The organism is Bacillus mycoides (assembly GCF_000832605.1).
In the GTDB taxonomy this organism is placed as follows: domain Bacteria; phylum Bacillota; class Bacilli; order Bacillales; family Bacillaceae_G; genus Bacillus_A; species Bacillus_A mycoides.
In genome coordinates this window covers 56,644-77,158 of the sequence record NZ_CP009691.1, presented here as the reverse complement: position 1 = coordinate 77,158, position 20,515 = coordinate 56,644, and the positions used below count along the sequence as shown (strand labels likewise).

General features: G+C 33.4%; 22 protein-coding genes and 3 pseudogenes. 5 read left to right on the top strand and 20 right to left on the bottom strand.

Annotated features, from left to right (window positions below):
• Positions 1–221: 221 nt before the first annotated feature.
• Together BG05_RS00500 and BG05_RS00495 are read right to left on the bottom strand one after the other, a co-directional pair.
• Entirely contained in the window at positions 222–734 is a 513-nt protein-coding gene (locus BG05_RS00500; protein ID WP_002187134.1) for a helix-turn-helix domain-containing protein, read from the bottom strand.
• A 21-nt stretch (positions 735–755) separates the two neighbouring features.
• Positions 756–1,106 (bottom strand): hypothetical protein, encoded by a 351-nt coding sequence (locus BG05_RS00495; RefSeq protein ID WP_002187133.1) that lies wholly within the window; start codon positions 1,104–1,106, stop codon positions 756–758.
• Positions 1,107–1,337: 231 nt separating this feature from the next.
• Between BG05_RS00495 and BG05_RS00490 the strand changes: the two genes are divergently transcribed.
• Together BG05_RS00490 and BG05_RS31910 are read left to right on the top strand one after the other, a co-directional pair.
• Positions 1,338–2,381 (top strand): tyrosine-type recombinase/integrase, encoded by a 1,044-nt coding sequence (locus BG05_RS00490; protein ID WP_033734452.1) that lies wholly within the window; start codon positions 1,338–1,340, stop codon positions 2,379–2,381.
• 211 nt (positions 2,382–2,592) lie between these two features.
• Positions 2,593–2,918: pseudogene (locus BG05_RS31910) on the top strand (helix-turn-helix domain-containing protein).
• A gap of 239 nt (positions 2,919–3,157) precedes the next feature.
• Here the strand turns inward: BG05_RS31910 and BG05_RS00475 are convergent.
• The 7 genes and pseudogenes from BG05_RS00475 to BG05_RS00450 form a co-directional block, all read right to left on the bottom strand.
• Positions 3,158–3,370 carry a hypothetical protein gene (locus tag BG05_RS00475; RefSeq protein WP_002187131.1) on the bottom strand — a complete coding sequence of 71 codons (213 nt, stop codon included), beginning with the start codon at positions 3,368–3,370 and terminating at the stop codon, positions 3,158–3,160.
• Positions 3,371–3,427: 57 nt separating this feature from the next.
• On the bottom strand, positions 3,428–3,706 hold the full coding sequence (locus BG05_RS00470; RefSeq protein WP_002187129.1) for an AbrB/MazE/SpoVT family DNA-binding domain-containing protein: 279 nt from the start codon (positions 3,704–3,706) through the stop codon (positions 3,428–3,430).
• A gap of 71 nt (positions 3,707–3,777) precedes the next feature.
• Positions 3,778–4,005: a hypothetical protein gene (locus tag BG05_RS00465; protein ID WP_002187128.1), complete on the bottom strand. Its 228-nt coding sequence runs from the start codon at positions 4,003–4,005 to the stop codon at positions 3,778–3,780.
• Between the two features lie 24 nt (positions 4,006–4,029).
• A complete protein-coding gene (locus BG05_RS00460) occupies positions 4,030–4,470 on the bottom strand; it encodes a hypothetical protein (RefSeq protein WP_002187126.1) in 441 nt (146 codons plus the stop codon).
• A gap of 544 nt (positions 4,471–5,014) precedes the next feature.
• Positions 5,015–5,191 (bottom strand): annotated as a pseudogene (locus BG05_RS28865) (zinc ribbon domain-containing protein); the annotation flags it as partial.
• Positions 5,192–5,292: 101 nt separating this feature from the next.
• Positions 5,293–5,505 carry a DUF3006 domain-containing protein gene (locus BG05_RS00455; protein ID WP_002069688.1) on the bottom strand — a complete coding sequence of 71 codons (213 nt, stop codon included), beginning with the start codon at positions 5,503–5,505 and terminating at the stop codon, positions 5,293–5,295.
• 2 nt (positions 5,506–5,507) lie between these two features.
• A complete protein-coding gene (locus tag BG05_RS00450; RefSeq protein WP_003193178.1) occupies positions 5,508–6,893 on the bottom strand; it encodes an S-layer homology domain-containing protein in 1,386 nt (461 codons plus the stop codon).
• Positions 6,894–7,072: 179 nt separating this feature from the next.
• Between BG05_RS00450 and BG05_RS00445 the strand changes: the two genes are divergently transcribed.
• Positions 7,073–7,780, top strand: coding sequence for an IS6 family transposase (locus BG05_RS00445; protein ID WP_002187122.1), 708 nt, complete (start codon positions 7,073–7,075; stop codon positions 7,778–7,780).
• A gap of 178 nt (positions 7,781–7,958) precedes the next feature.
• On the opposite strand, the gene BG05_RS00440 is transcribed toward BG05_RS00445, so the two are convergent.
• The 6 genes from BG05_RS00440 to BG05_RS00415 all read right to left on the bottom strand — a co-directional run bounded on the left by BG05_RS00440 (position 7,959) and on the right by BG05_RS00415 (position 11,254).
• Entirely contained in the window at positions 7,959–8,150 is a 192-nt protein-coding gene (locus BG05_RS00440) for a hypothetical protein (protein WP_033734453.1), read from the bottom strand.
• 361 nt (positions 8,151–8,511) lie between these two features.
• Positions 8,512–8,790, bottom strand: a complete 279-nt coding sequence (locus BG05_RS00435; protein ID WP_002187120.1) for a hypothetical protein — start codon at positions 8,788–8,790, stop codon at positions 8,512–8,514.
• Between the two features lie 847 nt (positions 8,791–9,637).
• Positions 9,638–10,009, bottom strand: a complete 372-nt coding sequence (locus tag BG05_RS00430) for an ArpU family phage packaging/lysis transcriptional regulator (protein WP_003193183.1) — start codon at positions 10,007–10,009, stop codon at positions 9,638–9,640.
• 137 nt (positions 10,010–10,146) lie between these two features.
• Positions 10,147–10,776, bottom strand: a complete 630-nt coding sequence (locus tag BG05_RS00425) for a Holliday junction resolvase RecU (protein WP_002191414.1) — start codon at positions 10,774–10,776, stop codon at positions 10,147–10,149.
• A 2-nt stretch (positions 10,777–10,778) separates the two neighbouring features.
• Positions 10,779–10,955, bottom strand: a complete 177-nt coding sequence (locus tag BG05_RS30940) for a hypothetical protein (RefSeq protein ID WP_002187114.1) — start codon at positions 10,953–10,955, stop codon at positions 10,779–10,781.
• 38 nt (positions 10,956–10,993) lie between these two features.
• Positions 10,994–11,254: a hypothetical protein gene (locus BG05_RS00415; protein ID WP_002187113.1), complete on the bottom strand. Its 261-nt coding sequence runs from the start codon at positions 11,252–11,254 to the stop codon at positions 10,994–10,996.
• Positions 11,255–11,635: 381 nt separating this feature from the next.
• Between BG05_RS00415 and BG05_RS00410 the strand changes: the two genes are divergently transcribed.
• On the top strand, positions 11,636–11,995 hold the full coding sequence (locus BG05_RS00410) for a hypothetical protein (protein WP_002187112.1): 360 nt from the start codon (positions 11,636–11,638) through the stop codon (positions 11,993–11,995).
• Positions 11,996–12,601: 606 nt separating this feature from the next.
• Here BG05_RS00410 and BG05_RS30805 read toward each other — a convergent pair.
• From BG05_RS30805 to BG05_RS00400, 3 genes are all read right to left on the bottom strand, one after another.
• Positions 12,602–12,751, bottom strand: a complete 150-nt coding sequence (locus BG05_RS30805) for a hypothetical protein (RefSeq protein ID WP_157263207.1) — start codon at positions 12,749–12,751, stop codon at positions 12,602–12,604.
• Between the two features lie 760 nt (positions 12,752–13,511).
• The gene (locus BG05_RS00405; RefSeq protein ID WP_002191412.1) at positions 13,512–13,877 is read right to left on the bottom strand and encodes a hypothetical protein; all 366 of its coding nucleotides are present in this window, start codon (positions 13,875–13,877) and stop codon (positions 13,512–13,514) included.
• Positions 13,878–13,879: 2 nt separating this feature from the next.
• Positions 13,880–14,074 carry a MerR family transcriptional regulator gene (locus BG05_RS00400; RefSeq protein WP_002187109.1) on the bottom strand — a complete coding sequence of 65 codons (195 nt, stop codon included), beginning with the start codon at positions 14,072–14,074 and terminating at the stop codon, positions 13,880–13,882.
• 526 nt (positions 14,075–14,600) lie between these two features.
• On the opposite strand from BG05_RS00400, the pseudogene BG05_RS00395 reads away from it, so the two are divergent.
• Positions 14,601–15,276 (top strand): annotated as a pseudogene (locus BG05_RS00395) (IS6 family transposase).
• Between the two features lie 377 nt (positions 15,277–15,653).
• On the opposite strand, the gene BG05_RS00390 reads toward BG05_RS00395, so the two are convergent.
• Both BG05_RS00390 and BG05_RS00380 read right to left on the bottom strand, forming a co-directional pair.
• The gene (locus tag BG05_RS00390) at positions 15,654–17,264 is read right to left on the bottom strand and encodes an S-layer homology domain-containing protein (protein ID WP_002187105.1); all 1,611 of its coding nucleotides are present in this window, start codon (positions 17,262–17,264) and stop codon (positions 15,654–15,656) included.
• A 681-nt stretch (positions 17,265–17,945) separates the two neighbouring features.
• Entirely contained in the window at positions 17,946–20,276 is a 2,331-nt protein-coding gene (locus BG05_RS00380) for a glycoside hydrolase (RefSeq protein WP_002187103.1), read from the bottom strand.
• Positions 20,277–20,515: the final 239 nt, after the last annotated feature.

Genomic DNA, 20,515 nt, shown 5'->3' with positions numbered 1-20,515 from the left:
TCCCTCTATTTTCTATATTATATATATAAACCCTTTTTTGTAATTACAATGAATTTTTCCCGGAACGGACCCGAAAAAACGACCTCTCAAATTCATCTGTAAACAACATTGTCATCTTAGGTAATGTATTTAGACCTGATAGTTAAAAAGTCTCTTGAAAATAAAAATAGACCACTTAGAACGTTTTTGTGTTTTTTAGGGGTCTATTCTCACTAGAATTTCTATTCTTCTATGTCTTCTTTTACTTCTGCGGATAAAATGTCTTCAGCAAACTTCTTGTAGCCATTATATCCTTTCTTTGCAGCCTTTTTCTTTATTGCTTCTACTACCTTTTCATCAAGATATAGACTTAAATGCTGCTTTTTTTCTTTCGACTCCTCTTTTGATCTATTTTCAATTCTTTCTTTGAAAATTTCCAGATCGTTTTTTAAGTACAATCGTTCAGTAGATTTCCCTTTAGCAATCTCTTTAAAGGGCAATATCCCATCTTTAGCTGCATTATGAACGTAAGTCTTAGATTTATTTAGAAATTCAGCCGCTTCTTTTAATGTTAAAGAGTCTTTGTATAATTCCTCTAACCTTTTTACATCTTCTTGCTCAAAACGATATCCACCATCTGCTTTCCAGGTATCCAGATTGATAGGCTCGATGTGTTTATACTTAATTAAATAGCCTAATTGATTTTTTGTTAAACCTACCCTATCGCATACCTCTTCTAAAGATAAATAGTCCATTTCTCACCTCATCCGAAACTTTCATTCTAGCTGTTGTTTAAATTTTCTTAGTTGATACTTTGTTAAACCTGTTTCTTTTACTACATCTGTGATTGAGTACTCCTTATACTGCAGATACTTAAATGGATTTTCCATATAACGTTCTCGTACCTTATTAAATGTACTCTTTTTCGATAAAGAATTCAATTTCTCTCCTTTCTCTCGGATGGAATCGAAAATGGGACAACCTTTGCAATGTTTATAGTTTCTTTGTTTTGCCTGTTCTTGCTCATCTTTACAATTCACTGATAGGTTGTTCAGAGGGCAAATTGAACAATGGGTATCTTCTAAATTATAGATTTCATGTAAAATTTTCCGACGAAGATTAGTCAAAAAAATCTCCTCCTACCGCACTTGGATTGAAATGTACAAAAAATAAATTAAACATTTCCATTATACATCATCTAAACAGAAACGTTAAATATTAAGGTAAAAATATATATTTAAACATTTCATTTTATACCACAATAAATAATGCATTTATTGTGGTATAATTAGAATGATAAAAATTTATATAAAAATTATTTGTTTAATATTTCATTCTACTAAAGGTTGTGTTTAAATTTGAATATTATAAATTACGAACATAGTAAACAACTTGTAAAATCAAAATCAGATTTTTTTGATAGCAGTCATTTTGAAAAAATTATGGGTATGGGCATCAGGAATATTGACTATTCTAAATTAAGTGAAGAATCATTGGTTTATTTATTTCTACACGATGAACCTTCTTTAACGAAAAAAAGAAGTGAACGAACAAAAAAGATTTATCTGCATGATCTGTCTCATTTTCTTCGCTACATAAAAGAAACAATCGGAACCATTCACGATTTATCCCATAATGAGATGGAAATCTACTTCTATCAACTAAGTAAGAAGTATGCTGCCACTACATTACGTCGAAAGAAAACGGTAGTCCAGCAGTTTCTAAAATACGTTTATGATAACACGGGTCTCTCAGATGACTATAGTAGTCGTCTCAAAAAAATATCTGTAAAAAAAGAAGATCTGGTCAATCGTGACCTCTTTCCTGAAGAAGTAAATGAAATACTAGATGCACTGAAGAAAACAAGTTTCTTTATGTATACATTGTTTTTCCTTCTTACGACTACTGGACTCCGGATTGAGGAAGTTGCAAACGCAAAATGGGCAGATCTTGTATTCCATTCCTCATTAAATGCTTATCTCTTGCGTGTAGTTGGGAAAGGGAATAAAGCCAGGGAAGTTCGTATTTTTGAAGATGTACTCGACGATATCTGTCACCTTCGTCAATTGCGTAAACAAACAAGTGAATTGGACGCCTCTAGTACATCTGCTTTTCTACCTAAAGCCGATGGCTCTTACTATAGGGCCGACTACTTATCAAAATATGTAGCAGAAAAAATTGAAGAAACAAACTTACCATTTTTACGTTACCGAAAGGATAGAATTACCCCCCATACCTGCAGACATTTCTTTGCGAATCATTTGATGGGAAAAGGTGTCGAACTTAAGAAAATACGTGACTATTTAGGACACGAATCTATTATGACGACGGAACGCTATTTAAGGGAACGTACAAGACGTCAAAACTTGGCCACAATAGATATAGGAAATTCATTGTTTTAGTAAACATATATAATAGGAAGATTCTCGATTTGATGTATCGATTTCTTCCTATTTTTTCGCGTATAGAATTATAAATGGCTTTCTATTATCACAACATCAAGACTAACTATTACAAATAAAAATAATTTATGACTTATTATAAGTCATAAGGATGCAATTTAACTTTTCTGTTTTACACTAACGTTATAAATCAGAAAGGAAATGTGATGATATGTCTCAACTAAGTAAGCGACTTGCTGAGTTGAGAAAAAACAGGGATATACTCAATTCGATGTAGCATATCGCCTGAATATCGCACGTACCACATATGCCAATTGGGAATATGGAAAAACTGACCCAGACGCAGATTCAATCATGAGTATTGCAGACTTATACAATGTATCCATTGATGAATTGTTTGGACGAAACGCACCTCTAGAAAGTAAATTAGAATCAATTAAAGTAGCAGCGTCAGATCTATCCCCTCAAAAACAACAGGAAGTTTTTGATGTTCTTATTGATTATACTAATTTCATTAAAAAACATTTCACTAAATGAATTTAAGTTTTTCGTATAGCACCTTTTATATGACTTGTGAACTTTCATTGTATTTAAATTTATATATAACGAAAATATGATTTATTATGTTAGAATGATTGTGATATGAAAGATTGCTGATATATTTGTTATTGTGAAAGTAATGTTAGTAAAGTTATGGTGGTTCAAGTTGAAGAAAAAAGACATCTTATCGTTAAAGATGTCTTTTTTCTTTTTGTGGATGAATATATATAATTAGGTTAAATAAAATTTTTAATGTAATTAGCTATGTCACTAGAAAACAATGCCATAAATGTAACGACTATATACATAGGTAATAAAGATTTTGCTTTTTTTCTCTCATCTGCTTCTTCTTTATGAAGAGTGATATTGTAAAGAGATGTAAATATAGTTCCGATAAAGACAAATACCAGGATTATTTTCTGAAGTAAGAAAGATTGTTCTTCAGCCATTTTTATGAGAGTTCCAACGTCAGCTTTTAATATGGTTTAGTGCTAAGTAAAATGATCTTATTTCACTAAGTGTTGCTGAATCTCCTTAATTAAAAGTTCAGCCCCTTCAGGACTAAGAACAATTTGTCCATTACCTAATGAAATATTCTTTTCTGAAATATCACCAGTTATTGTACAAGCATCATATGACTTGTATTTTTGTAATATTATCATCTCACCGTCAACAAATATTTCTATAGGATCTTTTTCTGCAATTCCTAATGTTCTTCTTAACTCTTTCGGAAGAACAATACGCCCTAATTCATCTATTTTACGTGTAACACCTGTTGATTTCATGTTATACCACCCTTTTATTTGTTTTTCTAACTCATTCAATTCTTTTAATAAATTTTCATGTTAGTTATAAATCACATATGGACTGATGGACTAAATGATGTATGTTTGTTATCATTTGCGTTTAATACTACAATTTTATCTACAAGATTAATAGCTTTATCCAACGAAATATTTTTTTCATAACATTTATAGCCTAGTTCCAAAGTTAAAACCGTAGCCTCACTTAACAGATATTGTTTTTGAATTTCATCAATTTCTTTCCCTGTTTTACGAATATTTATATACTGTTCTATCGACATATTTTTATACTCCTCTCACTACAATTATATATCTAAATTGCTATTATCATCTTTTATTTCGTTTTCTCTTTCTTTAGCTTCTAACATAAATTTAGCGTAAATCATTATCTTTTCTAGTTCATCTTTCTTCGCATTATAATCTGTGATATAACGTTCTTTTCTTCCTGGACTCATATATTTATTTTTTTTCATTTCGTTTATTGTTTCTATATTTAAGATTTTTTCTTTTCCTTTTAGCTCATGTATGAGTTTTAAATTTATAGCTAGACCGATGCTCCATAGGGTTAAACCGATAATGAAAGAAAGTAATAGATATACTGAGAGAGAATTATTAATGAACATGAAATAGAGAAAATAAATAATTGAGATTACCCACAAAAATGGATTGTAGTATTTTTGTATATTTTTATATTTTTGTATTTTTATTTCGTGTTGCTTTTTTCTCATTTCAAGAGTCTCTAACATGTATAATCTCCTTTTAAATAGTTTACAAAGGTCCATTTGCTAAATGCTCGTTTTCATACGTTACCTTACTATGCTAGTACGCCACAATTTCGCCTAACAACGTATTAAATTTATTTATGGCCTAATCACTTTAACAATAGCAAACACCAGAAATAATCAAATAAACTTAAAACTATTACATGCAACGAGACCCCTGTATACTGACTAAATATTTCAGTGAATTTGTTATAAGTGACTTCGAATTTATTCTTAAAAATAAGTAAAATTACAGAACTAATTAAACATATAATTGCGCAGGTTAATCTTATGATGTCGGGAGTATAAAGCTGGTTAGTTTTTAACCATAAGACAATACTCATCACTATGACAGTTGTAGAAAAGATGAGGATAGACATGATAAGAGGTAAAATTCCGATAGTCACAGCATCTTCATTTTATAGTAATAGTTCTTATACATCAATATCAAAAACCTTATATATAAATTTATAGAAATTAATTAAGGGTATTATATAACTATGAATAAGTTAGAGGGTGTTCAATATGACTAAAAAGAAACAGTTTGAACTACCTCCACATTCACTTCGTTTAGAAGTGGGAGATTCCTTACGGTTAGAAGCCTTATCGCTTCATTCTTTAAATTAATACTTGCGTTAATATCCCTATCATGATGTGTACGATAAGAAGGGCAGTCCCATTTACGTAGATTCAGATTTTTAACATTTATATAAAATAAAATTTGCTTAATTGTAAATAAAGCCTATGTATATGTGAAAGAAGAGCCGTCCTGTCGGGCGGCTCTTCTCATTTTAATATTTAATTTTGCTATTCAAATAGTTTATCCATTAAATCTTGGACTTCACGTCTTTTTTTATCTGTTCCGTTCTTATCGATTGTATACTTATCATCCTCAATAATAAGAACGTCACCTTCTTTTGCAGTAGAAGGGAGTTTCGATTTAGGTACATCAATTGTGGAGTTATTAATTTCAATAACTGCTAGTTCTCCTTCAAAACGGTCAATAATACCTCTTTTCATAATTATCTCTCCGTTCTTACAGAAATATTCGAACCATCGCTGTTAACAACTACTGTTCCATTTAAATCAGTTCTATAGACCTTAACAGACATTGCAGATAACTTAGCTAAAGTTTCTTGTGTTGGATGTCCATATCGGTTACCTGCACCGGCACTGATTACAGCAATGCTTGGCTTAACTGCATCTAAAAATGGTTGAGAAGAAGAAGTCTTACTTCCATGATGACCAGGTTTTAATACATCAGATTTTAGGTTAGAACCATGCGCTGCAACCATATCTTTTTCACTTTTTGTCTCAGCGTCGCCGGTAAATAAGAATGATTTGCTACCATGCGTTACTTTTAACACAGCACTCCATTCGTTTAAGTCGTCACCATATTCTTTAACAGGAGCTAAGAATTGTGAGTTTAAACCATTGATTGGTAAAGTCACACCAGTTTTTGCTTCTTTAATTGTTAATCCTTTGTTAGCTACTGCAGTTAAAAAGTCTTTATACGTTTGTGTCGTATGACTTACTTTAGGAGCGTAAACATTTTTTACATTTATAGAATAAAGGACCTCATCTAACCCGCCTACATGATCGGCATCAGGATGAGTAGCAATCATATAATCAATTGTGTTGAATCCCAATCCTTTTAGATAATTCGCCACTACTTTACCTTTTCCATTGTTACCTGCGTCAATGAGGATTGTTTCTCCACTTGGTGACTTAATAAATGTAGCATCACCTTGTCCCACATCAATATAATGAACCTCTAAGTTACCCTGAGGCTTAGGAAGAGACGGACGGAAACTTGGTTCTAATACACGAGCCAAGAATGCAGCGAATTGTTCACGAGTTACTTTTACGTCTGGACCAAATGTACCGTCAGGGAATCCAGCAGTAATATTGTTTTGAGCTAGCGTTTTGATATATTGGTAACCCCAATGAGTAGATGGAACATCAGGGAAATTTACGTCCGCACCTGTAGGCTTCAAATCAAAAGTTTTAACAAGAACTACTGCCATTTCTGCACGAGATAATGAGCGGTCAGGGAAGTAGTTTTTCTCACGTTGTACAATGTTATTATGTGCTAACTTATGTACAGAATCATAGTAATAGATACCTTTGGTTACATCAGAAAAGATATGATCATAGCTAGATGGTTTTTCTAATTTTAACGATAAATCTAGCATTAATGCCATTTGTCCGCGAGTTACATTGTCACTTGGCTTAAAATGTCCTTCTGGAGTACCATTAATAATGCCTTTTTCTGATAAATAGTTAATCTCTTTAATTGCCCAATGGCCAGCTTGGACATCAGGGAAAGATTTAGCACTTGCAAGATTAGGGATAAACAATGATAAAACCATTACAAATGCTGTTAGTAATAAGCTTAACTTCTTCAAGAATATCGCCTCACTTTATATGTTTTTTAACCTACTTAACTTTAGCATTTCTTACCAATAATTTAAAGTTTAATAGGATAATATAGAGGGTTCTGGTGCAAAAACTTCAAAATATCTAAAAAAAGTCTTTCAGACTTGGACATACTGATATTATTACTCTAAAAAAGGATGTGATTGGTATGGAAAAGCAAAATCTATTCAAGTGGAAACATTATCAACCGGATGTTATTTTATTAACCGTGAGATGGTACCTACGGTACAACCTCAGTTTTCGTGATTTAGTCGAAATGATGGAAGAACGCGGGCTATCCCTGGCTCATACAACTATCATGCGATGGGTTCATCAATATGGTCCCGAATTAGATAAGCGAGTACGACGTCATCTTAAGTCAACCAATGATTCTTGGCGAGTCGATGAGACGTATGTGAAAGTCAAAGGTCAATGGATGTACCTATATCGTGCTGTTGATTCAAAAGGATATACAATTGATTTTCATTTAAGCAAAACAAGAGATCATAGGGCTGCAAAGCGTTTTTTCAAGAAAGCTTTGCAGTCTTTTCATGTTTCAAAGCCCCGTGTGATTACAGTGGACAAAAACCCGGCCTATCCTATAGCGATTGAAGAGTTGAAGACAGAGAAAAAGATGCCTGTGGGCATCCAAATAAGGCAGGTAAAATACCTTAATAACATTGTAGAGCAAGATCATCGTTTTATTAAAAAGAGAGTTCGTTCAATGCTAGGATTGAAATCTTTTCGTACAGCTAAATCTATTCTTTCAGGAATAGAAGCGATGCATATCATTAAAAAAGGCCCACTTATTTTACGGGACAAGTCTGTCAAAAATGAAGTGAAGTTTATTCATCAACTATTCGGAATGGCTGCATAAGAATAGATTCCATTAGGAATCTATATACCTCTTTCAAATAAATACAATCTTTGCACCAGAACCGTGTCAAATCTATTTCACCCCTTATCTTTCCTTAACAAAAAACAAGACGCCACCCAGATTACAGTAACGCCTACGATAATTGCTATAAACTTAATCAAACTCATTTATCCTTACACTATTTATTTCTTTGCTTCCATACCCCATTCTCTTTACGATAAGTATTCTTACCATTCATGAAGTCAGCTGTATTATCAGGAATGCTATATTTCTTATTCTTTTTCTTAGCCTTCTTCTTCAGCCTCTTCTCCTCTTGAACAGCTTGCAAGTCCGCCTTCCATTGTATCAACAAATCCTTTTGACGTCGCATCGAATTTGTACCCCTTGGATTAAAATGCACATCATATAATTAGATTCTACCTATTTATATAATTATTTAATTCAAATGTCCATTTTGTACAAAATAAAAGAGCACCCATAATCGATAGGTGCTCTTTTATATGAAGTGGGGCAACCCCATACTCCAATATATGCTTGTCCTTATTAAAAGGTGCAAAATAAAAAGAGTACCCGTCATTAGGTACCCTTCAACAAATAAGTATGGCGCCCCAAGTTTCACCTCATATGATAACTCGTCCCACGAATTCATCATATGCTTGTCTTATTAGAATGTTCACTGGTTTAATGTGTAATTTATATATAACAAGGAAAAAAGCACCCATTTTGGATGCTTAATGTATACTAATATTAATATTGAATAGCTCTATTGATAGACTTTCTAGAACAATGAATATACTAGCTGAAGCTGATCTATATCCAATATTATTTCCTGTAACATTAATAGTAATCTCCGCTAAATGGGTTTGCACATCATCTTTTTCAAAAATTTTATCTTCAACCTTTTCAATTATTGCTACATTATCTACTTCTTTAAAAGTTTTCAGCAATTTTGTTTCTAATAAAGTAAAATCAAAATTTTCATCTTTAACTACATCAAATTTAATCTTCATTTATCTTTCCCCATTTTTAACCAGTTAATATATTGACATCAGTATAATTATATATACTTTCATTACATAATTCAAAAGTTATGTTTTATAAAACTCCCCATAGTTCACATATTTAATAGAGAGAGAGAAATAAAAAAACAAATGGCAAAAATTCCTCTTCAAAGGTCAAGATAACTCTCAACCTTCTCCAAGTCACCGCAACACTATATATTAGCTACACGCTTCACATTTGGTTAGTTCGGTGACTGGGAGAAGACTAAGAATCTTCTCGTTTATACTCCGTAGAGTCGGCTCAATACTTCGGCTACTTAATGTCATTTTCACCTTTGCAGACCAATATCGAATTATAAAGGATTAATATCAAGACGTATATATTTCTTCCGACGCCTTGTCTGAACCAATACACTAGAGGGACGGAAGGGGAATGTTTCCGCTGTATTGGCTCAAACAAAGAGCGAAAGCTCTCTGCTCTCATTTTGGTCATTAATAAGAATCGTGAGTAATTACTAATGAACGAGATTACGCATACATTTTTAGAATTTTAGAACGCAAGTGTCACTCAATCATGAGCAACCACCCCCATTCCATTTTCAAGAAACGACATATTAGAGAAATAGACTTATATTTATTATCAACCCAGAGGACGCATCCCGAGCTGAATGATAAATATAAATAATTTCGGGAAGCTCTTATTCCCTCTAGCCTCCGCGTCACCGAGTAACGTTATTATAATGGGAACGCTATCCCCAAAACGTATTCTCTTTTCAAAGAACTGTTTATGGAAATAGCTTATAATTTTCACGTTTTTATTTAGTCCCCCAAAAAGTTCGCATTTTGTTCGCGGTTTTTAGATTATCCCTAATGCTGTAGCAATCAATTTAACCGCACTCTGCTTCTTCTCATAGAAATATGTCTTCTTGAGTAGTAGATCATGATAAACGTCTGAATCCTTTACTCTCTCGTTTGTCAGAAACTTACGCTCAACGATTTTGCGCTCGTCTTCATCTAATAAGTTGTTAAGCGCCTTCTCTACCTGCTGCACCTTCCAGTTACTTGTATTCCTTGAATCACGTAACTCAGGGAATAAACTGATTCCTTCCTGCTCCACTTCATTACTGAATCGCATCTTGAGTGCTCTGTATTCCTTTAATACGCTCACTACTTCCTTTTGTACTTTCTTATCATCGATAGCTGGTAATAAAGTTAATTGTCTCTCCATGAAGGAATCCCCCTATTTCTGAATTTGTAATTTTAACATCACATAAGGTACGTGAAATTTTAATATCTCATTGTTGAATAAGGGAACGACGGTTAGTAAGTAGCCCCACCATCTACTCGCCATCGTTCCGCTATCCATTAAGCCTTTAATAATTTACGTTTCTTGTTGTTCATTTTCTCTTTCGCTGCTTCAATGTCATTCGCTACCTTTTTATGGTCCTGATCAAATTGAATCATGCTATCTATTACCGGTGTGAATCCTTGCTCATCAATGTATTGTAAGTAATCAACTGGCGCTCTTTCTGTCTGATCTGCCAGGTACCCGTAAATATCAAAGTCTGCTCTCGGTATCGACTTCTTACCTTTTGGCTGCTGCGACATCCTTACATAAGCTTGAATGACTGATAGTGGTACCAGAAATACTGACTTGTCCTTGCTAAATCCAATAAGGAAGAAACAAATCGCTCCCATCTTCTCTGCTTTCTCTAGATAATCCAATTGGTGCCGCGCAATGTTTTTTAAATCAAATCTATTTATCTCATTTGTAGACTTCGCCTCAAACGCTATAGCTCGTCCTTTATACACGCCGTCATAGTCTACTGTACTTTTAGATTCGTAATAACCATCTTTCACACGGCCATAAACCATCTTTAATACCTTTACAGGAGTCGGACGCTTGTTTATAAGCGCCACTCTCCCTCTTTGATACATTTCATTCGATAGATTGATAAGCTTTTCAAAAGCCATTCCACGGTTACCTTGTCCCATTTTTATTCCTCCATTTCTTTCTTGCAGCCTTCAAGAAAATCAATAACTTCCTGAACATGCTCCCTTGTTGTCATACTTTCCATTACGTATCCTGCATCGTTATAAACATTAACCTTATTTCCTGTAAACTCCATTCCGCACATTCCGTCTGCACCTAATAGCTTTACTTTATCTTCCACTCTGCCAACCTCGCTTTCTATTAAAATGATTATTTTGTTTAGTTTTCTTTCCAACTCTCACCCTTACGAAAATGAATATTCCATGCTTGTTGTCGTGTAAAACCTATATCTTGCAGCTCTTTTATATTTTTGGGCTCTTCAAATGTGCAAGGAACACTTATTTCTCTACTAAAATCAAAACCAGATTCAACTGTTTCATCAGAAGAAATATCGATTTCTTGAATACCAACCTGTATTTCCACACTTTCTCCTTCAGCTGTTTGTATAAAGTATTTAACACCTTCTAAATTCAGGCCCATATCCATTCCCCTTTTCTACAAAATGAAATTTTTATAATCATAATTAGATAAAAACAACATAAATTTTAATGAGACTGGGTATTTATTAGCGGTTAGGAGCGCCTTGGTCAAGCGTTCCTTTTTTGTGTGTACAAAATAGCGTTTTTGTTAAAATTTCACTTCAATATACTTCATTTATGGTATATAATGATAATTGAAAACCAAAACTTTCATTTTAGAAAGGTCCTTACGTTCATGTGAGGGCTTTTTTACATTCAAATAAGGATGTTATTTAAATTTTACAAAACCTATCTTTACCAAAATAGGTTCAAAATTACCCATTTAGCATAATATAATCCTTTTAAACATTTTAAATTTATAATTAGTAATGGAGGCATTAAAATGGGAAGCATCCCAAAATTACCATCACAACAATCATCCCTAAAAAACCAAATTAATTCTAACAATCACCAACAAACGAATAAAAAACTAAGACGTCGTCTTTTACTAGCGCTAGCTTTTATGCTACCTATTGTTATTTCCGCCCAAATCTCCCTTTATAAGCAGGAGCAAATGATTAAGAAAAAACAAATTATACTTAATAATGAAAAACAAAAATTATCTTATTTAAAGAACGTTGGACACTATCTTGAAAATGATATTAAAACTTTAACAGAGAGTGAAGAAGGTATTTTACAGTTCGGAAGAAAGTTGTATGGGTTTTCCAAGGCTGATGAAACTATATTTCTAATAGCTAAATAGCTTTTCGATATATAAGCAATTATCATTAATCAATGAGCAATTTAATGATAATCGCTTATTATCAACATCCCATTAAATAACTATTTTGTTAAGATTTTAAGTATCCAATTTCCTTTTTCGAATAATCTTTTTTATATCGTACATACTATCTCTAAGCCGACCTTTCCCCGGCTGCACTCTTTCAAAACGGAAAGCGCTCCTCCGTGCCGTGCAAGAACATGGCGGGCAACTTAATCAGTTGCCTGCTGTTTTTGTGTATAATCGTAAAAATTTTTGTGCAGTTGCGATAGGTAAGACTTTGAAGTTATCTCCATCTTTTCCCCCGCTTAACACTGTACGTGCGACTTTCATCGCATACAGCGCCCCATCTTATTCTGCTATACTAAAGCAACTAGATTACAAACAATGTTGTACTCACCAACGTATTAATTCCCCTTTCTTACGAAAAGTCCCATCATCTTACTCGATCCTGTGAGTTACATCTAGTTAATTTAGTTTTCAAAGAACAAGACTAGGGACTATCCCTTCACAAGAATGAAGCAATTTCGGTTCGTTAGAACCTTATATGCATCTGTCCGCTAGTAGGCGTTGGTGACAGTTTCTTGCTTACCACGTTCCGATTGACCTAGCTATACATATATCCTTAGGTGCTTGCTGTAAGCCTGTTATCTTTACATCATCATCGTTAGATGTTCCGAATTTCATATCCTTTAATCTTACTTTTCGGTAGATAACATCGTCATTGACGACATACATATTTCTTATGTATTAATAATTTAGACCCGTATATTCGCAAGTTCGCCAGTCCGTTATTTTAGACATTCTCACCATAGATGTTTTGTAGCATCCCGACCTATCCATTACCATATGATTTCTTACTTAGGTTTTGTTCAGCCGACTTCACCTAGCTTCATACAATTTGTGACTACTATCACGCCTTGCATGTAGGAGTATTAGATAAGTAGTTTCAGCTCAACCTGACAGCTTTCATTCCCACTTTCAGTCAATCAGTTGTTGTTATTAAATTGATGACCCTCCCATTTCGTGTTTACACACTTATAAGGAAACGTGTCGCGCAAAGGATTATTTTGTTAAAATTCTGGATAAATATTAATATTCTTCATAAAGGAGGTTTACTGATGAAAATGATTTTTTTAGTTATTTTCATAACAATTTTCCTTGTAATAATTTTGTATTTTGTTGGTATGTCACTCTTTTGAAATCAACCCTAAATTAAAATAAAACTATTTAAAACATCCTCCGTTTAATTATCAATTATTCCGTCAATACTGTAGATAGGCTGTTAGCCAAAATTCATTTAAAGTAGTTTTCTCTGTATCTCCTTGCAGGGAGCAGTTAGCTTTTGCTAGCTGCTCTTATTTTCTACAATTGGTTACATTTCCCTGATGTTTTTAACATAATATTACGTTACAATATAAAAGAATAAAATATATTGAGCTGTTATACCATTACCCTAGGAAACTAGGGTTTTTTTTTCTACAAAATGAAATTTTTATTAAGAGTTTATAATCTCTCTGATTTTTTTAATCTTATCTGCGTTAACGTCTCCTAAAGCTTTCATATCAATTACTACACTAGAATGTCGCGCTCCATTCAATAAATCTACGCAACATACATGTTGTTCTTTTTCATCACTGGCCTTTAATTGAATGCCTTGAAATGAGGCATCACATATATCCCTTAAATATGATTTCGTTTCAAATAGCTCATTCCAATGTTCATTCAAATACATTTTCATAAAGCTTTCGATATCTTCACCACAAGATACCTCGATCTCTTCAATAAATGAATCGTCCATTGTAAAAACGTTAAAGATCATCCAAGCTGTAATATTGTTTAATTTCACGCTGTTTTCTTTCATCATTAATCCTCCTCAAGTTCCGTAACAGTTATATAATTTCTAGCATTCTTTCGATTCGATATTCTCCTTTGATACGCTGGTCTTGTATAAAAACGAACTGTTGCAGGAAGTACGCCCATATAATCAGCGCATTCCTTTATGGTCCCGATACATAGCAATGATTCACCTTTATAAACGACGTACTCCTTTAAGTTCATTGTTCATTCTCCTTTTCTAATAAAATAGCGTTTTTGTTTAGTTTCACTCTAAAAGTAAAATTTTCATTTTTTCATTCAACCGAGTTCATAACATATTCTTTTCCTCTGATAAAATAATGATTAGGTGCCCCATGCGCATTTTATTCACTGGAAATAATACCTTTCACGTACTTACGTATTAGAAACTTCATTTCTGCTTCTTCTGCAATAGCAATTTTGTTCACTTTTTTGATACATTTATGAAACATTCATATATTATCTTTAATATGTTCTATTCTTTTTAAAGAACCATGTGAGAATACCAAAACAAGAAGCCCTAGAGCCCTAACTCTAGGGCTTCTTGTTTTTAAATAACTATTTTGTTAAAAACTCTCTTTTTTCGTTTTCTTACATTTCAAAATACAAATGTAGTAAAATATAAGAACACTATAATTTAAGGAGGTGCGAAAACTTCAAAATAATTGCAGGTAATCTCTAAATCTTGGACATACTGATACTATTACTCTAAAAAAGGGGCGTGATCAGTATGGAAAAGCGAAATTTATTCAAGTGGAAACATTATCATCATGATATTATTTTGCAAACAGTAAGATGGTACCTACGGTACAACTTGAGCTTTCGTGATTTGGTGGAAATGATGGAGGAACGGGGCTTATTCGTTGCTCATACAACGATTATGCGTTGGGTTCATCAGTATGGTCCTGAATTAGACAAAAGAATCCGTCGTCATCTCAAGCAAACCAATGACTCTTGGAGAGTCGATGAAACATATATCAAAGTGAAAAGTCAATGGATGTAGCTGTATCGTGCTGTCGATTCGAAATTTACCTAAGAAAAGCAAGAAACCACAAGGCTGCTAAGCGATTCTTCAAGAAAGCTTTGCAGTCTTTTCATATTTCTGAGCCTCGTGTCGTGACAGTAGATAAGAATCCAGCTTATCCTATAGCAGTTGAAGAATTGAGAAAAGGAAAAAAGATGCCATTAGGCATCCAACTAAGGCAAGTGAAATATCTCAATAACATAGTGGAACAAGATCATCGGTTTATTAAAAAGCGGGTTCGTTCGATGTTAGGATTGAAATCCTTTCGCACAGCTACATCCATTCTTTCTGGAATAGAAGCTATGCATATGGTGAAAAAAGGGCAACTTGTTTTATTGGACAAGTGAAGTTCATCCATCAACTATTTGGGATTGCTGCTTAAGACTAGATTTCACTAGGAAACTTTTCGCATCTTTATATCTTTCCTAAGTATTTGCACCAGAACCGTTAATAATGTTTGCACTTGAATAGATTTTGCTTTTCCATACCAATCACATCCTTCTTTAGAGTACTAGTATCAATATATCCAAGTTTAGGTGGTTACTTACAAGCGTTTTGGAGTGTTTGCACCAGAACCCATTTGTTTGACAAAATAAAAAGGAAAAACTAATTGAATAGTTTCCCCTTTTATTTTGTATTGCAGAGAATGTTATACCCTCATGCCCATCAAACTAAGCTCATGTAACGTCAATGATAAGCAAGATTGTTTCTTTTTTTCGAAAGTCTATATGTAGATGCTTTAAAGACTTTAGTTTTTTATCATCTGTTATAGTTGATATAACTAGAGTCATAATAAACCCACTGACCTGTTCCCATTCTTAACCAACCGTTCTTTTCTTCATATACTGTAACTTTTTCGCCTTTACTTGCCTTTCTAACAATAGAGTAGTTTGAACCTGCTCCACTTCGAATATTTACTCCAATACCATTGATTTCAGCCGTTCCAATTACATTTTGAACACTACCAGTTTCAATTACTAGAAGCATGTTTAGAATGAACGATGCTGTTTCACCACGGGTTGTTGTTCCTTTAGGATCGTATTGATTGTCTTCTTTACCTTTTACAATACCTAAGCCATACAATCTTTGTACGTCTTCTTTATAGTTAATTTGTTCCTTATCTACGAATGGTAAGTTTGCAACTGGCCCCCATAGACCTTTATACTGTAAAGCCCTGTTTACAATGATTGCTGATTCTTCTCTTGTAATAGGTGTGTTTGGGTCAAAAGAACCGTCTCCTCTACCTGCAATGATACCTGCACTTGCAGTTCGTTTAATACCATCTCGTAGAGTTGGGTTTGCATCATTTAAGTCTTTAAATGATGCATCTCCGGCTGGCAAGTTTAGAGACTTAGAGATTAATTGGGCAAATTCGGCTCTTGTTACTGCTCTGTTAGGTGCGAAAATTCCGTTTCCTTCCCCTACCATAATACCCCTTCTATTTAATTCTCGAATAGCTGACTCATACCACCCCCCTGTAATATCGTCTGTTGGTTGAGAAAGGTTATTATAATTCCCCTTAACACCATTTACGAATGAATCCCATTGTCCATTGTTAATCATGTTAGCAGGACAGTTTTTACCACTCCATCTTTGGTGTTTTACGATATTATTTAACGGTACACCAGTTTCTTTCATTAAATAAGCTACAAGTTTCTTAGCATTATCTACTGCTTTACTGTAGTTACCGTCTCTGTTAACTGCGATTTCAATTGCAATAGATTGTCTATTACCTGGACCATCACCATCTCCTGCGTGCCACCCGTTTTCGTTTAATGGTAAGTGTTGATAAATCTCTTTATCATCTACTGTAAAATGCCATGATGCAACTCGGTTTGTGTTCCCTACTGCTTGGTTATATAGGTATTGAGCATGGTTTTTAGCACCTGCTCCTACACTTGTATTATCAGTCTCATGAATTGTAATGTACTTTGGACTCATGTAGTTTTGAGGACGAATATTATCGTTACCTGCTGGAACAATCCATTCAGTGAATGGAACACCGTTTATTGTACTAGAGATGCTAGGTGATGCAGGAGATAGACTACGTTTTGTTCTGTTCGAATTGCTTGGAACAGTTAATGTACCCGTTTCTTCATGAATACCTTCTGAACGTTGAAGACTGTCTGCTTTCTTATTATCGATAGTACCTCCACCACGTCCGTCTACCCCTTCAAAACTAGCTTCAATACTTTTTAAAGCCTGTTCATCTGATGCTTGAAGTTGGCCTGTTTTATCTTGTTCCTGAACGCTTGTAGGTTGCTTATTGTTTACTAATTGTTGTTCCTCTGCAAATGATGCCAATGGTGAAGATAATACCGTTAAGCCTGCTGTTAATGCTACTACTTTTTTGTTAAATTTAATATTCATTTATAATTTGGTATATCTCACTATTTTAATAGATATACCTTCCTCCTTGTACTTCTTTTAGTGTGAATAATAGTTTAAATAATGGTAGTTTGAATCCCCAAAATAACGACTTGATTTTTCATTTCATATAATTAACTGAAATCTATAGGTCCGCCTAGATATGTCAATATTTCAGGGTTATAACACAACACTAGGGTTCCCCCATAACTAAGACCAATGAAAAGAGAATCCAACACAGATCTCTCTTCATAATTGTTTAAATTGATATTGGGGAGTGTTTCAAACAAATATCGAAGAGAATGATAAGGACTTAAATTGTTCTCTTTTGCAGTTTCAACCACACTATACATGATGGCACTCCCTCTAGTACCTTCGTAAAAATATAGTTTAAATAACATAAATAACCTTTAATATACAAAACTATAACATTTACTTTATATCCCGTTTGATTTCTATGAAATTCAAAAACCTTTCAAAAATCCTGATTACAAATAAAAAGGGACTTCAAAACACAGAAGCCATTTTTTGTGTTGGTTTGGAATAAAGCTTGATCAAAACTCAGGGGTTTTACCGTGACAGCTTTATCTAATGACGCAAAACGGTGCAACTTTTTTTGCAAACAGTTAAATTTTATTCAAAATAGTACGACCTTATTTCACAGCAAAAACCATGTCATGTATCTTAGTACTTTGGAACTTCTAATATACTCTTTTTCTTCCCATCATATACTATAGCTGTTTTTGCTTTTATATTCTCATTGTCATATGTGAAATCTTGGTTTGAGAAATTCACAATCACTTTCATGTCATTTCCAAATGTCGTACTTTGAACTTGCCGATCTTCAGACAATACTTCAAAATTAGTCATTGGTTTTGTTACGGCTTTCTCATGAAATGGAGACCATACTTTCAAATAAGAGGTAATGATGGATTTACTTTTCTCCCATTCATTTTTATCAATATGATATAAAGGTGGTACATTATACAACATTTCAGATAACATTCTATTTCCTATCTCATCCTTAATTCTAAAACTTCCCCATGACCATTGGTGAGTCGTAATAATTGAATCATTATATACAAGTTTATATAACGGAATTGAATATACAGGATTATTATAAATATTTTTATAAATAGGCTTAATAGGTATGGTTTTTCCATTCAGTTCTGGAATAGCACCATCTGGTGAAGTGGATTTATATCCGCCTACATAATATGGGTTCTTTTTATCTCTCATATCAGAGTCGGGCCAAATCCCAGGCGTTTCTATTCCATGCGCAAAGGCAATTATATTACTAGCAAAGTCATTCCCACCTTCTGATCCGACTACCATATGTTTTTCTTCGCTAATATATTTCATTCTTTGCAGTCTTGCTTTTACATCTTGCTCCTGAGTAGTAATGTGATTTGGAGAATAATCATCATAAATTTCACCTGTAGCATCACAATCGACAAACCAAGAATTAAACGGTATATTATTTTGTAAAATATCACCTACACGTTCTTGCACACTAGGTAAGGATAAAGTTGGATTTAACTTTCTTCCTTTTCCTAAGAATCCTCCTACTTTTTCTCCTTTTTCATTCGATATTGTAGCGTTTTCATATAAAGTTTTATCTTTAAAAGAAGCTGTATTCCACTCTCTACTTCCCACTTCATGAATCGAGTGGTATGAATCATAAGGACCGATTAAATACCCCATTCTATTTGCTTCTTCTACCATTTTGGGATTCATTAATCCATTAGCCCAATTAGGTAAACCTATCCATGCTTTTTTAACATTCGATTTCTTCATATCAACTAAAACATCTGTTGTTTCTTTCTGTTCCCATCTACTTACTTCATCCACTGCCTCTGTTAACTTACTCTTAATTAATCCTTTGTTCAGTGTATATAATTCTTGTTCACTTAAGTTTTGGATTCCTTTTTTCAACAATTCATCCATTCCAGTATCTGGATTACTGAAAATATCTTTATTATAAAGTTGTTCTAATATTAATACCTGATTTATCGCATTAACTATTACTTTTTGCTGGCTTTTATCGATAGCTTTTTGATTCTTTATATCTTGCATAACAGTTTCAAAATCTTTTGAGCCATCTTCCGTATTTTCTTGTAACAACTGTGCCATCCAATTTGTAAATGGCTCATCCATTTTTTGTGTGAATTTATCCCACTTGATATTTTCTACTGAAATCCCACTGTGGTCCCAAAAATAAATATGAGGAGCACCATATAATTTTTTAATGTTCGGATTTGTTTTTGCTTTTTCTTCTAGTGTCTTAAATTCTCCCTGTTCTTTTATATAATTTTTATAAATATTTGCCATCGAGACAGGGTTTTTATCAGTTAGATACAATCTGAATCCATATTCTTTATTCTTATTAATAGAAGGATATTGATGTGTAAAACTAAACTGTATATCGGAATCAGCAGTGAAATGAATATTATCGTTATACATTTTTTCAGCTATATACATAATGGAATAATTAGATTTATTCAATGCAAAGAATCTCATAGAAAAACTTTCTATGAATGACATCTCTTGATCTTTTAAATATTCTTTCCAGTTTGGATCATTGCTAGGTATATTTTTTCCTTCCCATAATGGTAACGTATAGCTGTCCGCACTTACTTTAGGCCATGTAAATTCATTAGCTCCTTCAGACTTAGTAGATTTTAACTTAATATTTAAATAAGACTCTTTCTTTTCAATCTTCACATCTATTTGGTCATCTGGATAACTCCATGATATACAATCATCTTTTTTTATTAGATTTGTTATTTTTTTCTTCGATAGTGGTAAGGAAGCACTTTCTCTTACACCATCTTTTTCCACAAAAATTTCACCCGTTTCAGGATTCACATCAAAAGTGAAATTTTTGTATTGAGAAACCACGCTTTGTCCCTTTGTTGTAAAATCCTTTTGTTGCGCATAACTCAGGGATGGTAATGTAAGACACATTGAACTCATCAAAATTGGAATGACTAGCTTGTTCATTTTTTTATTCATACTTATAAACCTCCTTTTTTGTATTTCTATCCTACAAATACATTGTGACAGGAATGTGACAAAATGGTGAGTGGCTCAAAAAAAACGAATTCTTGCCGTGCCCCTATTTGAAATTGTCACATTTCTGTAACAACAGTGATTTATTTTATAATAGGAAACTATCATGGAAAGAAGGGGAATTTATGAAAAAATCATACCGATAGTCGCATTAATAGGCATGATGAGCTTAGGGATACAAG

Bases quoted from the DNA above. Each gene is read 5' to 3' on its own strand.
- BG05_RS00500 (WP_002187134.1), bottom strand. From the start codon at position 734: ATGGACTATTTATCTTTAGAAGAGGTATGCGATAGGGTAGGTTTAACA.
- BG05_RS00475 (WP_002187131.1), bottom strand. From the start codon at position 3,370: ATGGCTGAAGAACAATCTTTCTTACTTCAGAAAATAATCCTGGTATTT.
- BG05_RS00470 (WP_002187129.1), bottom strand. From the start codon at position 3,706: ATGAAATCAACAGGTGTTACACGTAAAATAGATGAATTAGGGCGTATT.
- BG05_RS00465 (WP_002187128.1), bottom strand. From the start codon at position 4,005: ATGTCGATAGAACAGTATATAAATATTCGTAAAACAGGGAAAGAAATT.
- BG05_RS00460 (WP_002187126.1), bottom strand. From the start codon at position 4,470: ATGTTAGAGACTCTTGAAATGAGAAAAAAGCAACACGAAATAAAAATA.
- BG05_RS00455 (WP_002069688.1), bottom strand. From the start codon at position 5,505: ATGAAAAGAGGTATTATTGACCGTTTTGAAGGAGAACTAGCAGTTATT.
- BG05_RS00445 (WP_002187122.1), top strand. From the start codon at position 7,073: ATGGAAAAGCAAAATCTATTCAAGTGGAAACATTATCAACCGGATGTT.
- BG05_RS00440 (WP_033734453.1), bottom strand. From the start codon at position 8,150: ATGCGACGTCAAAAGGATTTGTTGATACAATGGAAGGCGGACTTGCAA.
- BG05_RS00435 (WP_002187120.1), bottom strand. From the start codon at position 8,790: ATGAAGATTAAATTTGATGTAGTTAAAGATGAAAATTTTGATTTTACT.
- BG05_RS00430 (WP_003193183.1), bottom strand. From the start codon at position 10,009: ATGGAGAGACAATTAACTTTATTACCAGCTATCGATGATAAGAAAGTA.
- BG05_RS00425 (WP_002191414.1), bottom strand. From the start codon at position 10,776: ATGGGACAAGGTAACCGTGGAATGGCTTTTGAAAAGCTTATCAATCTA.
- BG05_RS00415 (WP_002187113.1), bottom strand. From the start codon at position 11,254: ATGGGCCTGAATTTAGAAGGTGTTAAATACTTTATACAAACAGCTGAA.
- BG05_RS00410 (WP_002187112.1), top strand. From the start codon at position 11,636: ATGGGAAGCATCCCAAAATTACCATCACAACAATCATCCCTAAAAAAC.
- BG05_RS30805 (WP_157263207.1), bottom strand. From the start codon at position 12,751: ATGTATGTCGTCAATGACGATGTTATCTACCGAAAAGTAAGATTAAAG.
- BG05_RS00405 (WP_002191412.1), bottom strand. From the start codon at position 13,877: ATGAAAGAAAACAGCGTGAAATTAAACAATATTACAGCTTGGATGATC.
- BG05_RS00400 (WP_002187109.1), bottom strand. From the start codon at position 14,074: ATGAACTTAAAGGAGTACGTCGTTTATAAAGGTGAATCATTGCTATGT.
- BG05_RS00390 (WP_002187105.1), bottom strand. From the start codon at position 17,264: ATGAATATTAAATTTAACAAAAAAGTAGTAGCATTAACAGCAGGCTTA.
- BG05_RS00380 (WP_002187103.1), bottom strand. From the start codon at position 20,276: ATGAATAAAAAAATGAACAAGCTAGTCATTCCAATTTTGATGAGTTCA.